The following is a 15,255-nucleotide window of genomic DNA, read 5'->3' on the forward strand; positions in this document are numbered from 1 at the left end:
ATCAAGACGGCCCCTGCAGCGATGCACGGGCCGTTTTTATTTGGCCGCGTTTGCTGCAATGCGGCGAAAAATCGGCTGGGGTGAGGATTTTTTGCAAGTTTCGTGCGAAAATCGAGTTCCCGTCATTGAGGACTTCCATGAAAAAGCATCTCGCTGCCATCGTTTCCGCTTTTGCCTTCGCGACCGTTCCAGCCTTTGCGCAGACAAAGCCGGCACTCGATCCCGCCGCGGTGCAGGCGACCCGCCAGATGATGGAGGCGATGAAGATCCGCGAAGTGATGATCCAGTCGCTGAAGCAGGCCGAGCAGGCCATGCCGGCGCAGATCCGTAGCTCGCTGACAAGCCTGGTCCAGAGCGACAAGAATATGAGTGCGCAGCAAAAGCAGGCCGCGCTGGCAGATCTCGAGAAGAAGCTGCCCGCCCTCCTGGCGGCGAACCACGCGCTGTTTTCGGATGCGTCGCTGGTGGATGAAATGCTGCAGGAAATGGTGCCGCTCTACGCCGAGACCTACACGGTGGACGAGATCCACCAGCTGAGTGCCTTCTACGGTTCGCCGGTGGGCCAGAAAATGCTGGCGAACATGCCCAAGCTGATGACCCAGAGTATGGCGATCAGCAACCGCATCATGATGCCGCGGATTCAGAAAATGATGGAGCAGACCGCCCAAGCTGTCATGGCCAAGTAAAGGAGACGTGGTGACCCAGGTATTCAATTTCTCCGCCGGCCCGGCCGTTCTGCCGAAAGAAGTGCTGCAGCAGGCAGCAAGCGAGATGCTCGACTGGCACGGCAGCGGCATGTCCGTGATGGAGATGAGCCACCGCGGCCCCGAATTCATTTCGATCTACCGGCAGGCCGAAGCCGACCTGCGCGAACTGCTGGCCGTCCCCGCCAACTATCGCGTCCTGTTCATGCAGGGCGGGGGACTGGGCCAGAACTCGCTGATTCCGCTGAACCTTGCTGGCCGTAAGCCACAGCCGGCGACCATCGACTTCGTGCAGACCGGTTCCTGGTCCAGCAAGTCGATCAAGGAAGCGCGCCGTTACGCCAACGTGAACGTCGCCGCCTCCGGTGAAGCGAGCGGCTTCACCACCGTGCCGCCGCAGGACACGTGGAAGCTGAGCGACGATGCCGCCTATCTGCACGTCTGCACCAACGAGACCATCGACGGCGTCGAATTCAATTTCGTGCCGACCGTGCAGGGTGACACGCCCATCGTGGCCGACATGTCCTCGCACATCCTGTCGCGCACTATCGACGTCTCGAAGTACGGCGTGATCTTTGCCGGCGCGCAGAAGAACATCGGCCCGGCCGGCCTGACCCTGGTGATCGTGCGCGAGGACCTGCTGGACAGCGCGCTGGCTATCTGCCCGGGCGTCTTCAACTGGCGCGCGGTGGCCGATGCCGAATCCATGCTGAACACGCCGCCGACCTACGCGATCTACATCGCCGGCCTGGTGTTCGCCCACCTGAAGCGGCTGGGCGGCGTGGCGGCGATGGAGCAGCGCAACATAGAAAAAGCGCGCCTGCTGTACGAGGCGCTGGACGCCGACGATTTCTACCGGAACCGCGTGGCGCTAGACGTCCGTTCGCGCATGAACATACCGTTCTACCTGCGCGACGAATCCCTGAACGACCAATTCCTGGCCGGCGCCAAGGCGCGCGGGCTGCTGCAACTGAAGGGCCACAAGTCCGTCGGCGGTATGCGGGCATCGATCTACAACGCGATGCCGATCGAGGGCGTGCATGCCCTGGTCGATTATTTGAACGAGTTTGCGGGCCGCTGATTCGCCCGCTGCTCGTCGTCCCCGCGAAGGCGGGGATCCAAGTGTTGTTTGCATCTCGACTGCTCAACGAACTTGGGTTCCCGCCTTCGCGGGAACGACGAGTGAACGCATAATCACGAGCAAACAATGACAGACAAACTACAACCCCTGCGCGAACAGATCGATGCCATCGACGCGCAAATCCTCGAGCTCCTCAGCCGCCGCGGCAAGGTGGCCCAGGAAGTCGGCCACGTGAAGGCCGAGACCAACGCCCCGGTGTTCCGTCCCGAGCGCGAAGCCCAGGTCCTGCGCAAGGTCGCCGACAACAACCCGGGCCCGCTCAAGGACCAGGACGTGCAGACCATCTTCCGCGAGATCATGTCGTCCTGCCGCGCGCTCGAAAAGCGCGTGACGGTTGCCTATCTCGGCCCCACCGGCACGTTCAGCGAGCAGGCCGTGTTCCAGCATTTCGGCAGCGCCGTCGAAGGCATGCCCTGCGTGTCGATCGACGAGGTGTTCCGCGCCACCGAGGCCGGCACCGCCGACTATGGCGTGGTCCCGGTCGAGAACTCGTCGGAAGGCGCGATCAACCGCACCCTCGACCTGCTGCTCGGCACCACCGCCATCATCGGCGGCGAAGTTTCGATCCCGGTCCACCACAGCCTCATGTCCCGCACCGGCAGCATGGATGGCGTGACGGTCGTGTGCGCGCATTCGCAGGCGCTGGCGCAATGCCAGGCCTGGCTGAACCTGCACCATCCGAACATCGAGCGCCGCGCGGTCGCCTCGAACGCGGAAGCCGCCGTGCTGGCCAGCCAGGATCCGAGCATCGCCGCGATCGCCAGCGAGATGGCGGGCGAACAGTACAAGCTGGGCGTGGTCCAGGCCCATATCCAGGACGACCCCCACAACCGCACCCGCTTCGCCGTGATCGGCCGCCAGGCCGCCGGCCCGTCCGGCACCGACCGCACTTCGCTGGTGCTGGCCGTGCCGAACACCGCCGGCGCGGTGTACAAGCTGCTGGCGCCGCTGGCCACGCACGGCGTGTCGATGACGCGTTTCGAATCGCGCCCGGCCCGCATCGGGACCTGGGAGTACTACTTCTATGTCGACGTCGAAGGCCACCAGCAGGATGCGGCGGTCAGGCGCGCGCTCGACGAGCTGAAGGCGAATGCCGCCTTCTTCAAAGTTCTGGGCTCCTACCCGGTCGGCCTGTAAACCATTTATTCAATTAGTCATCGAGAGTCCCCATGTCGCAATTCGGTCCAGAATACGTCCGCGCCATCGCCCCCTACCAGGCAGGCAAACCCATCTCCGAAGTCGCCCGCGAGTTCGGTCTTGATGAGGCCAGTATCGTCAAGCTGGCTTCCAACGAGAACCCCTTCGGCGTGCCCGAATCGGCGAAACAGGCCATGGCGCAGGCCGCTGCGGAACTGGGCCGCTACCCGGACGCCAACGGCTTCGAGCTGAAGGCCGCGCTGGCCAAGCGCTATGACGTGCCGGCCGACTGGATTACCCTCGGCAACGGCTCCAACGACATCCTCGAAATCGCCGCCCATGCCTTCGTGCAGAAGGGCCAGTCCGTGGTCTACGCGCAGTATTCCTTTGCCGTGTACGCGCTGGCCGCGCAAGGCGTGGGCGCGCGCGGCATCGTGGTGCCTGCAAAGGATTACGGCCACGATCTCGATGCGATGGCGGCGGCGATCGACGCCGACACCAAACTGGTCTTCATCGCCAATCCGAACAACCCGACCGGCACCTTCATTGCGGCGCCCGAGATCGAGGCCTTCCTGGCGAAAGTGCCGGCGAACGTCGTGGTGGTCCTGGATGAGGCTTACAACGAATACCTGGAACAGAAGGACCAGTTCGAGTCGACCCAGTGGGTCCGCAAGTTCCCCAACCTGATCGTCTCGCGCACCTTCTCGAAGGCCTATGGCCTGGCCGGCCTGCGCGTCGGCTTCGCGATCGCCCAGCCGGCGGTGACGGACCTGATGAACCGCATCCGCCAGCCTTTCAACGTGAATTCGCTGGCCCAGGCAGCTGCCATCGCCGCGCTGAACGACAAGGACTTCCTGCAGAAGGGCTTCGAAAACAACCGCGCCGGCTACGCCCAGCTGACCGCCGCCTTCGATGAACTGAAGCTGCAGTACGTGCCTTCGCACGGCAACTTCGTGCTGGTGAAGGTCGGCGAGGACGAGGGCGCGGGCGCGCGCGTGAACCTGGCGCTGCTGAAGCAGGGCGTGATCGTGCGCCCGGTCGGCGCCTACGGCCTGCCGCAGTGGCTGCGCATTTCGATCGGCCTGCCGGAAGAGAACGCACGCTTTGTCGAGGCATTGAAGAAGGCGCTCGCCTGAATGTTCGATAAAGTCGTCATCGTCGGCGTCGGCCTGATCGGCGGCTCCTTCGCGCTGGGGCTGAAGGCCGCCGGCGCGGCCGGCACCGTTGTCGGTCTCGAGCGCTCGGGTGAAGCGCTGGCGCGGGCGCTGCAGCTGGGCATCGTCGACCAGGCCTACACCACGCCCGAGCATGCCCTGCGCGGCGCCGACCTGGTGATGATCGCGGCGCCGGTGGCCCAGACCCCGGCCATCCTGCAGGGGCTGCTGCCCTGGCTGGAGCCGCACACCATCGTCACCGACGCCGGCAGCACCAAGTCGGACGTGGTCGCCAATGCGCGCGCCGTGCTGAAGGAGCGCATCTTTCAATTCGTGCCCGGCCATCCGATCGCGGGGCGCGAATCGAACGGCCCGGACGCCGCCATCCCCGATCTCTACCGCGGCAAGAAAGCCGTGCTGACGCCGCTGCCGGAAAATCCGCAGGCCAGCGTCGACAAGGTTGCCGCCGCCTGGCGCCAGTGCGGCGCCATCATCCACGTCCTCTCGCCGGGCGAGCACGACAAGGTGTTCGCCGCCGTCAGTCATCTGCCGCACCTGCTGGCCTATGCGCTGGTCGACGATATCGCCAACAAGGCGCATGCTGATTTGCTTTTCCAGTATGCGGCCAGCGGCTTCCGCGACTTCACGCGCATTGCCGGCTCTTCGCCCGAAATGTGGCGCGACATCAGCCTCGCCAACCGCGACGCGCTGCTCGGTGAGCTGGATGCCTATCTGGCACAATTACAGGGCTTGCGCGCCTGCCTTGCCAACGCCGACGGCCCCGGGCTCGAGGCCGTCTACGGCAACGCCCAGCGTGCGCGGCGCGCATGGATCGATGCGATCGAGGCCGCCGAAAAACCGCCTGCCCAGGAATCAGGAACAGAATGAGTCAAGCCAAACACTACCCCGAACACCTCGATCTCGAGCCCGTGATGCATGTCGAAGGCACGGTGCGCCTGCCTGGCTCGAAGAGCATCTCCAACCGTACGCTGCTGCTGGCGGCGCTGAGCGAGGGCACGACCACCATCCACGACCTGCTGGCCTCGGACGACACCCTGGTCATGCTGGGCGCCCTGCAAAAGCTGGGCATCCAGTGGGAGCAGATCGACGAGCGCACCCACGTCGTGCACGGCGCCGGCGGCGTGCTGCCGAATCACGAGGCCGATCTCTTCATGGGCAATGCCGGCACCGCCATCCGCCCGCTGACGGCGGCCCTGGCCGTGATCGGCGGCGATTACACGCTGCACGGCGTGCAGCGCATGCACGAGCGCCCGATCGGCGACCTGGTCGACGCCCTGAACGCGGTCGGCGCCCAGATCGAGTACACCGGCAATGCCGGCTATCCGCCGCTGCGCATCCGCCGCGGCCACCTCGTTGCGAACCGCATGTCGGTGCGCGGCAATGTGTCGAGCCAGTTCCTGACCGCGCTGCTGATGGCCGCGCCGCTGATGGCGAAAGACCATCCGGTGACCATCGCCGTCGAAGGCGAGCTGATTTCGAAGCCGTACATCGAGATCACCCTGAACCTGATGCGTCGCTTTGGCGTGACGGTGGAGCAGGACGGCTGGAGCAGCTTCACCGTGCAGCCGGGCCAGAAGTACCGCTCCCCGGGCAGCATCCACGTGGAGGGCGACGCTTCCTCGGCGTCCTACTTCCTGGCGGCCGGCGCGATTGCCGGCGGTCCGGTGCGGGTCGAGGGCGTGGGCCGCGACAGCATCCAGGGCGACGTGCGCTTTGCCGACGCGCTGGAGCAGATGGGCGTGAGCATCGTGAAGGGCGATACCTGGATCGAGGCGCGCTCGAACGGGGTCTTGCGCGCGATCGACGCCGACTTCAATCACATTCCGGACGCCGCCATGACCATCGCCGTGGCCGCGCTCTACGCCGACGGCCCCAGCACGCTGCGCAACATCGCCAGCTGGCGCGTGAAGGAAACCGACCGCCTGGCGGCCATGGCGACCGAACTGCGCAAGGTCGGCGCCATCGTGGAGGAGGGCGAGGACTACCTGCGCGTGACCCCGCCCGAGGCGCTGCAGCCGGCCACCATCGACACCTACGACGACCACCGGATGGCGATGTGCTTCTCGCTGGCCTCGCTGGACGGCAAGGCGCGCCGCGGCAACGCCATGCGCATCAACGACCCGAAGTGCGTGGCCAAGACCTTCCCGGATTATTTTGAAACGTTTGCCGGGATCGCCAAGAACGATTTATTCTGAACACATGCCACACTCTACTATCCCCGTCATCACCATCGACGGCCCCACCGCGTCCGGCAAGGGCACGGTGGCCCACCGCGTTGCCGACCATCTCGGCTTCCACCTGCTCGATTCCGGCGCCCTGTACCGCCTGACCGCGCTGTCGGCGCTGCGCCGCGGCACCGACCTGAAAGATGAACACGCCGTGGCCAAGGTGGCCGAGCACCTGCCAGCCCGCTTCAATGGCGGCCACATCTACCTGGGCACGGAAGACGTCAGCAATGCCATCCGCGCCGAGGAAGTCGGCAACACGGCCTCGAAAATCGCGGCCCTGCCGGCGGTGCGCCAGGCCCTGTTCGGACTGCAGCTGGGCTTCCGCGAGACGCCGGGCCTGGTGGCCGACGGGCGCGATATGGGCACCGTGATCTTTCCTGGCGCGAAGTGCAAAGTGTTCCTGACAGCAAGTGTTGAGGCACGTGCGCAACGCCGGTATAAGCAATTGATTGACAAAGGATTTTCTGCTAATATGGACGATCTGCTGGAAGATTTGCAGTCCCGCGATGCGCGCGATACACAGCGCGCCGTGGCGCCGCTGGTCCCGGCAGAGGGTGCGCATATCCTCGATACCTCGGACATGACCGTTGACGAAGCGGTCGCCAAAGTACTCGGCTGGTACGCGCACAGCTAGTGGTGCCTGGGGCTCGCCCCGGGTGTGTTTCAACCTGACCCAGTTCAGAAGGCATATCGCCGTTCTGCTGGCTAACCTTTAAAAATCTCATGGCTACTGCAGCAAATCAAGATACCGGTATGGAAAGCTTCGCAGCACTCTTCGAAGAGTCGCTGTCGCGTCAAGACATGCGTTCGGGCGAAGTCATCTCGGCCGAAGTCGTGCGTCTGGATCACAACTTCGTGATCGTCAACGCAGGCCTGAAGTCGGAAGCTTTCATCCCGGTCGAAGAATTCAAGAATGACCAGGGCGAACTGGAAGTCCAGATTGGCGACTTCGTTTCCGTGGCCATCGAATCGCTGGAAAACGGTTTCGGCGATACCATCCTGTCGCGCGACAAGGCCAAGCGCCTGGCATCGTGGCTGGCTCTGGAAAAAGCAATGGAGTCGGGCGAGATCGTCACCGGCACCGTGAATGGCAAAGTCAAGGGCGGCCTGACCGTCCTGACCAACGGCATCCGCGCATTCCTGCCGGGTTCGCTGGTCGACACCCGTCCGGTCAAGGACACCACCCCGTTCGAAGGCAAGACCCTCGAATTCAAGGTTATCAAGCTGGACCGCAAGCGTAACAACGTCGTGCTGTCGCGTCGCGCCGTCATCGAAGCATCGATGGGCGAAGAGCGTGCGAAGCTGATGGAAACCCTGAAAGAAGGCACCGTGGTCACCGGCGTCGTCAAGAACATCACCGACTACGGTGCGTTCGTCGACCTGGGCGGCATCGACGGCCTGCTGCACATCACCGACCTGGCATGGCGTCGTGTGCGTCACCCGTCGGAAGTCCTGACCGTCGGCCAGGAAATCACCGCCAAGGTCCTGAAGTACGATCAGGAAAAGAACCGCGTCTCGCTGGGCGTGAAGCAGCTGGGCGACGATCCGTGGACCGGTCTGTCGCGTCGCTACCCGCAAGGCACCCGCCTGTTCGGCAAGGTCACCAACCTGACCGACTACGGTGCGTTCGTGGAAGTCGAGCAGGGCATCGAAGGCCTGGTGCACGTCTCCGAAATGGACTGGACCAACAAGAACGTGGCTCCGAACAAGGTTGTCCAGCTGGGCGACGAAGTCGAAGTCATGGTCCTGGAAATCGACGAAGAGCGTCGCCGTATCTCGCTGGGCATGAAGCAGTGCAAGGCGAATCCGTGGGATGACTTCGGCATGACCCACAAGAAGGGCGACAAGGTCAAGGGTTCGATCAAGTCGATCACCGACTTCGGCGTGTTCATCGGCCTGCCGGGCAACATCGACGGCCTGGTGCACCTGTCGGACCTGTCCTGGACCGAAGCCGGCGAAGAAGCCGTGCGCAAGTTCAAGAAGGGCGATGAGCTGGAAGCCGTTGTTCTGGCAATCGACGTCGAGCGCGAGCGTGTCTCGCTGGGCGTGAAGCAGCTGGAAGGCGACCCGTTCAACAACTACGCTTCGCTGAACGACAAGGGCACCCTGGTCACCGGCACCGTGAAGTCGGTTGAGCCGAAAGGCGCCGTGATCGCGCTGAACGAAGAAGTCGAAGGCTACCTGCGCGCTTCGGAAATCTCGCGTGACCGCGTGGAAGACGCCGGCACCCACCTGAAAGTGGGCGACAAGGTCGAAGCCCTGGTCATCAACATCGATCGCAAGGCTCGCAGCATCCAGCTGTCGATCAAGGCGAAAGACAATGCCGACACCCAGGAAGCCATGCAGAAGCTGGCTACCGACAACAGCGCTGCTTCCGGCACCACCTCGCTGGGCGCACTGCTGAAGGCCAAGTTCGACAACAAAGGCTAATAACCTGGATACGCGCAGATGACCAAGTCCGAGCTGATCAACCGCCTGGCTGAGCGTTACTCTCAGCTGGTGGCAAAAGATGCGGAATACGCTGTCAAGACCATTCTGGATGCGATGACCAACGCTTTGTCGACCGGTCAACGCATCGAGATCCGCGGTTTCGGCAGCTTCGCGCTGAACAGCCGGCCGCCCCGCATCGGACGCAATCCGAAGTCCGGCGACAAGGTGATGGTGCCCGAAAAACGGGTGCCCCACTTCAAGCCGGGCAAGCAGTTGCGCGAACGGGTCGACGCGATGGTCGGGCAACCGATCATCGAAGACTGAGTCGTCTGCCGTCGAGCGGACAGAAACGGCGTCCTTCACGGGATGCCGTTTTTTTTCGCTTAAACGTCATCCCCGCGAAGGCGGGGACCCAAGTTCGTGGCAAATAGCAAAACTTGGGCTCCCGCCTTCGCGGGAGCGACGTAGCTGTGTTTTGAAAACTCGATCCAAATATGCGACACTTCGCCTTTGACGTGTTTCCTGACAGGACCTAATGAGATGAAGATTGTTTCCGCCATCCTCGGATGCATCCTGTTCGTCCTCTTTTTCGGCTTCGCCCTCAAGAACACCGACCAGGTGGACCTGCATTTCTTCCTGGGCTATGAGCTGCGCGGCCCCCTGGTGCTGATGCTGCTGGCTTTCTTCATCGCCGGCGCCTTCCTCGGCATTCTCGCGGTCACGCCGACTGTGTTCCGTCATCGCCGCGAAAGTTCCCAGCACAAGAACACCATCCAGGCCCTGCAGAGCGCCGCCGGCACCGCCGCCAGCGCTCCGCAACCCGACAGCGTCACCCCCCGCTAACAAAAAAAGAATCACATGGAATTTGAAATCTGGTGGCTGCTCGGCATCCCCGTCTTTTTTGCCCTCGGCTGGATCGCCGCCCGCGTCGACATCAAGCAGCTGGTTTCCGAATCGCGCAGCCTGCCGCGCGGTTACTTCAAGGGCCTGAACTTCCTGCTCAACGAACAGCCCGACAAGGCGATCGACGCCTTCATCGAGATCGTCAAGCTCGACCCGGAAACGGCCGAAATGCACTTCGCGCTGGGTAACCTGTTCCGCCGCCGCGGCGAGACCGAGCGCGCCATCCGCGTCCACCAGAACCTGCTGTCGCGTCCCGACCTGCCGATCGAACAGCAGGTGCATGCCCAGTACGAACTCGGCATGGACTACCTGAAAGCCGGCCTGCTCGACCGCGCCGAGGAAACCTTCAACCTGCTGGTCGATACGCAATATGGCGTGCAGGCGCGGCGTGCGCTATTGGAAATTTTCCAGCGCGAAAAGGAATGGCGCCGCGCGATCGCCGCCGCCGAAGGCCTGCAGGAATCCGGCGCCGGCGCCCAGCACAAGGAAATCGCCCAGTTCTACTGCGAGCTGGCCCAGGATGCGCTGGTCCACATGCAACCCGCCGACGCGATGCAACTGCTGGATAAAGCCCTGCAGGCCGACCGCAAGAGCGTGCGCGCCACCATGCTGTACGGTGACGCCCAGACCGCCCAGGGCGACATCGAAGGCGCCCTGAAGACCTGGCGCCGCGTCGAGCAGCAGAGCGTGCCGCACGTGGCCCTGGTGGCCGCGCGCCTGATGGACGGCTACCGCAAGGTCGGCCGGCCGCAGGAAGGCGTCAACCTGCTGCGCTCCTACCTGTCGGAGGCCTCCTCCATTGATCTGATCGAGGTCGTGTTCAAGGCCGTCATCGAACTGAACGGCGTGGACGCTGCCAAACAGCTGGTGGTGGAAGAATTGCGCCGCAATCCCACCCTGCTTGGCCTGGACAAATTGCTCGAAGCGCGACTCATGGATGCGCCGGCAAACGTCTGGGAAGAACTCTCGATGGTGAAGAACCTCGTCCACGGCTATACGCAGAAGCTGGCGCGCTACCAGTGCAGCCACTGCGGTTTCAAGGCCCGCCAGTACTATTGGCAATGCCCGGGTTGCAGCAAGTGGGAAACCTATCCGCCGCGCCGCACCGAAGAACTGAATGTGATGAACTAAGGTCCTGAAAAGATGAAAATTACGATTATCGGCACCGGCTACGTCGGTCTCGTCACCGGTGCCTGCCTCGCGGAACTCGGCAACGATGTATTCTGCCTCGACGTCGACCAGCGCAAGATCGACATGCTCAACGAGGGCGGCATCCCCATCCACGAACCGGGCCTGGAAGAAGTCGTCGCGCGCAACCGCGCCGCCGGCCGCCTGCATTTCTCGACCGACGTCGCCGCCAGCGTGGCCCACGGCCAGCTGCAGTTCATCGCCGTCGGCACCCCGCCGGACGAAGACGGCTCGGCCGACCTGCAGTACGTGCTGGCCGCCGCCCGCAACATCGGCCGCCACATGGACGGCTTCAAGGTCATCGTCGACAAGTCGACCGTGCCGGTGGGCACCGCCGACCGCGTCTCGGCAGCGATCCGCGAGGAGCTGTCCGCGCGCGGCGCGCAGACTGAGTTTACCGTGGTCTCGAACCCGGAATTCCTGAAAGAGGGCGCCGCCGTCGAGGACTTCATGCGTCCCGACCGCATCGTCATCGGCCACGACAGCTCGGCCAACGGCCAGCGCGCGCGCGAGCTCATGAAGCTGCTGTACGCGCCTTTCAACCGCAACCACGAGCGCACCTACTGGATGGACGTGCGCTCGGCCGAGTTCACGAAATACGCCGCCAACGCCATGCTGGCGACCCGCATCTCCTTCATGAACGAACTGGCCAACCTGGCCGATAAAGTGGGCGCCGACATCGAAGCGGTCCGCCACGGCATCGGCTCCGACCCCCGCATCGGCCACAGCTTCCTGTACGCCGGCGCCGGCTACGGCGGCTCCTGCTTCCCGAAGGACGTGCAGGCGATCGAGCGCACCGCGCGCCAGTACGGCCAGGACCTGCTGATCCTGAGCGCGGTGGAAGCCGTCAACGAGCGCCAGAAGCATGTGCTGGGCCGCAAGGTCGTGGCGCGCTTCGGCGAAGACCTGGCCGGCAAGCGTTTCGCGGTCTGGGGCCTGGCCTTCAAGCCGAACACCGACGACATGCGCGAAGCGCCGTCGCGCGTGCTGCTGCAGGAGCTGATCGAGCGCGGCGCCAGCGTCTCCGTGTACGACCCGGTGGCGATGGAAGAAGCGCGGCGCGTGTTAGCCCTGGACCTGGGCGAGGACAAGCTGTCCCGCATCGCCTTCAAGGATGCGCCGATGGAAGCGCTGGACGGCGCCGAGGCGCTGGTCATCGTCACCGAATGGAAGGCCTTCCGCAGCCCGGACTTCGAACAGGTCAAGGCGCGCCTGAAGCAGCCGGTCGTCATCGACGGCCGCAACCTGTACGAGCCGGCGCAGATGACCGGGCTGGGCATCGAGTACCACGGCATCGGCCGCTCGGTCCTGACCAGCAAGTGAGGTAGAGATGGCCAAGGATATTCCAAGCCGCCTGCTGCCCACCGACAGCTACCGGCAGGCCGAAGCGCCGGACCTGGACGCCGTCCGCCTGCTGGTGGTCGGCGACGTCATGCTCGACCGCTACTGGTTCGGCGACGTCTCGCGCATCTCGCCGGAAGCCCCGGTGCCGGTGGTGCGCATCGAGAAGCGCGAAGCCCGCCTCGGCGGCGCGGCCAACGTGGCGCGCAACGCCGCCGCCCTCGGCGCCCAGTGCGGCCTGCTGGGCGTGGTCGGCAACGACGAAGCCGGCGACGAAGTCGAGCAGATCCTGCGCGAATCGAGCATCGCGACCTACCTGAAGCGCGACGAGCAGATCTCCACCATCGTCAAGCTGCGCGTGATCGGGCGCCAGCAGCAGATGGTGCGCATCGACTTCGAAGAAGCGCCCAGCGAGACCACGCTGCGCGACAAGCTGACCCAGTTCAAGGCCGTGCTGCCGGATTACGATGTGATCATCTTCTCCGACTACAACAAGGGCAGCCTGGTGAACGTGGCGGAGATGATCCGCATGGCGCGCGAGGCCGGCAAGACCGTGATGGTCGACCCGAAGGGCGACGATTTCTCGCCCTATGCCGGGGCGACCATGCTGACCCCGAACAAGTCGGAACTCAAGCGCATCGTCGGCAGCTGGAAGACCGAGGAGCAGCTGACGCAGAAGGCCCAGGACCTGCGCGAAGAGCTCGGCCTGACCGCGCTGCTGCTGACCCGCTCGGAAGAGGGCATGAGCCTGTACACGGCCAATGAGGTGCTGCACGTGCAGGCCGACGCGCGCGAGGTGTTCGACGTCTCCGGCGCGGGCGACACCGTGATCGCGACCATGGCCGCGATGCTGGGCGCAGGCAGCGCGCTGGACGAAGCGCTGGCTACCGCCAACCGCGCCGGCGGCATCGTGGTCGGCAAGCTGGGCACCGCCACCGTCACCCGCGACGAGCTGTTCGCGCATCGCCGCCGCACCGACGACTCCGCTTGATGGCGCACAAACGCCGGCGGTCAACGCCGGCGCGCCTGATCCGTTGATTATCCCGGGCGGCACTTGCCGCCCGTCCTACAACCAACGGAGAAAACCAGATGATCAAGAAACTGTTCCTTGCAATCGCCGCGCTGGCCGCGTCGATGAGCATGGCCTTCGCCCAGGTCGACGTCAACAAGGCCGATGCCGCGGCGCTGGACTCGGTGAAGGGCGTCGGCCCGAGCATGTCGAAGGCCATCATCGACGAACGCGCCAAGGGCGAATTCAAGGACTGGGCGGACTTCCAGAAACGCGTGAAGGGCGTGGGCGACAAGCGCGCCGCCAAGCTGTCGGAAGCCGGCCTGCAGGTGAACGGCAAGGCGAAGGAGGGTGCGGCCATGGCCAAGCCGGAAGAGAAAGCCGCCGCAAAGCCCGCCAAGGCTGCCAAGGCGACCAGCTGACCCGTAGGGTGGGCTCTCCGAGCCCACCCTATGCCGGCGATATGCAATCGCCATCGGTGGGCACGGGGTGCCCACCCCTACCTCTTGCCTTGAATCATGGTCGCTTCGGCCGGCCTCGTACGCCTCTCCTGATTCCGAATTAGAATGGCGTTTTGAGATCGCAAGAAAGCAGACGCACACCCATGGCATACAAGACCATCCAGGACACGATCGGCAACACCCCGCTGGTGCAGCTGGTCCGCATTCCCGGCGCCGAGGCCGCGGCCCGCGACAACGTCATTCTCGGCAAACTCGAAGGCAACAACCCGGCAGGTTCGGTCAAGGACCGCGCCGCCATCTCCATGCTGAGCCGCGCCGAGGAGCGCGGCCAGATCAAGCCGGGCGATACGCTGATCGAGGCCACCAGCGGCAACACCGGCATCGCGCTGGCCATGGCGGCGGCGATCAAGGGCTACAAGATGCTCCTGCTGATGCCGGACAACCTCTCGATCGAGCGCCGCCAGAGCATGGCGGCCTACGGCGCCCAGATCATCCTGACCCCGAAGACCGGCGGCATGGAGTATGCGCGCGACCTCGCCGAGTCGATGCAGAAGGACGGCAAGGGCATCATCCTCGACCAGTTCGCCAACCAGGACAACCCGCGCGCCCACTACGAGACCACCGGTCCGGAAATCTGGCGCGACACTGAAGGCCGCATCACCCACTTCGTCAGCGCGATGGGCACCACCGGCACCATCATGGGCGTGTCGCACTACCTGAAGGAAAAGAACGAGGCGATCCGCATCATTGGGGCCCAGCCGGAAGAGGGTTCGTCGATCCCGGGCATCCGCAAATGGCCGGAAGCCTATCTGCCGAAGATCTTCGACAAGGCGCGCGTCGACCAGGTCGAGAACGTGACGCAGGCTGCTGCGGAACAGATGGCGCGCCGCCTGGCGGCCGAGGAAGGGATCTTCTGCGGTATTTCCGCGGCCGGCGCCTGTGAAATCGCATTGCGCATTTCGCAGACCGTGGAGAATGCGACGATCGTGTTCGTCGTCTGCGACCGCGGTGATCGTTATCTGTCGACGGGTGTGTTCCCCGCCTGATTCTGCTGGATTAGCTCTTGATTCCCGGCGCGGGGCTTTGGCGCTGGGTGTCTCCCCTCACGAGGAAGAATTGCTGCAACGATGACTGCTACGACGGTGCGGCGGCATGCTGTGCCGCCGTCCGTAGTCGCGCCCACGGTTTATTCCGCGCCGACGCTGTTGTCCTTGTCCTTCGGCTTGAACTGCTTGTCGCTGATGCGGAATTTCGCACGGCGGTCGCCCATCAGGTAGCGCAGGTCGCGGATCGACAGGTCGCTGACTTCGTGCATGCGGATCAGCAGCGAAGCGCCGACCGGCAGGCGGTGGTGGCGGATCTTCGAGATGACCGGCGGCGCAACTTCCAGGGCGCGGGACAGGGCTGCGTCGTTCTTCAGGCGCAGGTTCTCGATCAGGGTGTCGAGCAGGCGGTTCGGGTTGTACTGCAGCAGTTCGTCATTCTCCGAATCGCTGTTCATATCAATGCCGACTTGGTTCGTCATGATGTCACTATTC

General features: G+C 64.2%; 16 protein-coding genes. 15 read left to right on the forward strand and 1 reads right to left on the reverse strand.

The features are described 5' to 3' along the window. The first annotated feature begins 137 nt into the window (after positions 1–137). The 15 genes from LQV39_RS18300 to cysM all read left to right on the forward strand — a co-directional run bounded on the left by LQV39_RS18300 (position 138) and on the right by cysM (position 14,763). Positions 138–686, forward strand: a complete 549-nt coding sequence (locus LQV39_RS18300) for a DUF2059 domain-containing protein (protein ID WP_230027572.1) — start codon at positions 138–140, stop codon at positions 684–686. A gap of 10 nt (positions 687–696) precedes the next feature. Continuing rightward, positions 697–1,785 carry a 3-phosphoserine/phosphohydroxythreonine transaminase gene (gene serC / locus LQV39_RS18305; RefSeq protein WP_230027573.1) on the forward strand — a complete coding sequence of 363 codons (1,089 nt, stop codon included), beginning with the start codon at positions 697–699 and terminating at the stop codon, positions 1,783–1,785. Between the two features lie 126 nt (positions 1,786–1,911). Continuing rightward, a complete protein-coding gene (gene pheA / locus LQV39_RS18310; protein WP_230027574.1) occupies positions 1,912–2,982 on the forward strand; it encodes a prephenate dehydratase in 1,071 nt (356 codons plus the stop codon). 32 nt (positions 2,983–3,014) lie between these two features. Then, a complete protein-coding gene (gene hisC, locus LQV39_RS18315) occupies positions 3,015–4,118 on the forward strand; it encodes a histidinol-phosphate transaminase (RefSeq protein WP_230027575.1) in 1,104 nt (367 codons plus the stop codon). After that, positions 4,119–5,024 carry a prephenate dehydrogenase/arogenate dehydrogenase family protein gene (locus tag LQV39_RS18320; protein WP_230027576.1) on the forward strand — a complete coding sequence of 302 codons (906 nt, stop codon included), beginning with the start codon at positions 4,119–4,121 and terminating at the stop codon, positions 5,022–5,024. It begins immediately after the preceding gene. Continuing rightward, complete coding sequence (gene aroA, locus LQV39_RS18325) at positions 5,021–6,352, forward strand: 3-phosphoshikimate 1-carboxyvinyltransferase (protein WP_230027577.1); 1,332 nt, start codon at positions 5,021–5,023, stop codon at positions 6,350–6,352. Before LQV39_RS18320 ends, aroA begins: the two co-directional genes overlap by 4 nt. Before the next feature lie 4 nt (positions 6,353–6,356). Then, positions 6,357–7,019, forward strand: a complete 663-nt coding sequence (cmk, locus tag LQV39_RS18330) for a (d)CMP kinase (protein WP_230027578.1) — start codon at positions 6,357–6,359, stop codon at positions 7,017–7,019. An 89-nt stretch (positions 7,020–7,108) separates the two neighbouring features. Then, a complete protein-coding gene (gene rpsA / locus LQV39_RS18335) occupies positions 7,109–8,815 on the forward strand; it encodes a 30S ribosomal protein S1 (RefSeq protein WP_290368605.1) in 1,707 nt (568 codons plus the stop codon). A gap of 18 nt (positions 8,816–8,833) precedes the next feature. After that, a complete protein-coding gene (locus LQV39_RS18340) occupies positions 8,834–9,139 on the forward strand; it encodes an integration host factor subunit beta (protein WP_072787195.1) in 306 nt (101 codons plus the stop codon). A gap of 216 nt (positions 9,140–9,355) precedes the next feature. Then, on the forward strand, positions 9,356–9,658 hold the full coding sequence (locus tag LQV39_RS18345; RefSeq protein WP_230027580.1) for a lipopolysaccharide assembly LapA domain-containing protein: 303 nt from the start codon (positions 9,356–9,358) through the stop codon (positions 9,656–9,658). Positions 9,659–9,673: 15 nt separating this feature from the next. Further along, a complete protein-coding gene (gene lapB / locus LQV39_RS18350; RefSeq protein ID WP_230027581.1) occupies positions 9,674–10,849 on the forward strand; it encodes a lipopolysaccharide assembly protein LapB in 1,176 nt (391 codons plus the stop codon). Positions 10,850–10,861: 12 nt separating this feature from the next. Further along, positions 10,862–12,229, forward strand: a complete 1,368-nt coding sequence (locus tag LQV39_RS18355) for a UDP-glucose/GDP-mannose dehydrogenase family protein (RefSeq protein ID WP_230027582.1) — start codon at positions 10,862–10,864, stop codon at positions 12,227–12,229. Positions 12,230–12,236: 7 nt separating this feature from the next. Further along, the gene (gene rfaE1 / locus LQV39_RS18360) at positions 12,237–13,238 is read left to right on the forward strand and encodes a D-glycero-beta-D-manno-heptose-7-phosphate kinase (protein ID WP_290368606.1); all 1,002 of its coding nucleotides are present in this window, start codon (positions 12,237–12,239) and stop codon (positions 13,236–13,238) included. Positions 13,239–13,336: 98 nt separating this feature from the next. After that, positions 13,337–13,678 (forward strand): helix-hairpin-helix domain-containing protein, encoded by a 342-nt coding sequence (locus tag LQV39_RS18365; RefSeq protein WP_230027583.1) that lies wholly within the window; start codon positions 13,337–13,339, stop codon positions 13,676–13,678. A gap of 182 nt (positions 13,679–13,860) precedes the next feature. Then, a complete protein-coding gene (gene cysM, locus LQV39_RS18370) occupies positions 13,861–14,763 on the forward strand; it encodes a cysteine synthase CysM (protein ID WP_230027584.1) in 903 nt (300 codons plus the stop codon). Between the two features lie 140 nt (positions 14,764–14,903). Here the strand turns inward: cysM and LQV39_RS18375 are convergent, their stop codons facing one another. Further along, positions 14,904–15,242 (reverse strand): hypothetical protein, encoded by a 339-nt coding sequence (locus LQV39_RS18375; RefSeq protein ID WP_230027585.1) that lies wholly within the window; start codon positions 15,240–15,242, stop codon positions 14,904–14,906. Positions 15,243–15,255 lie beyond the last annotated feature (13 nt).

The organism is Massilia sp. Bi118, assembly GCF_918697865.1.
Lineage (GTDB): Bacteria > Pseudomonadota > Gammaproteobacteria > Burkholderiales > Burkholderiaceae_D > Telluria.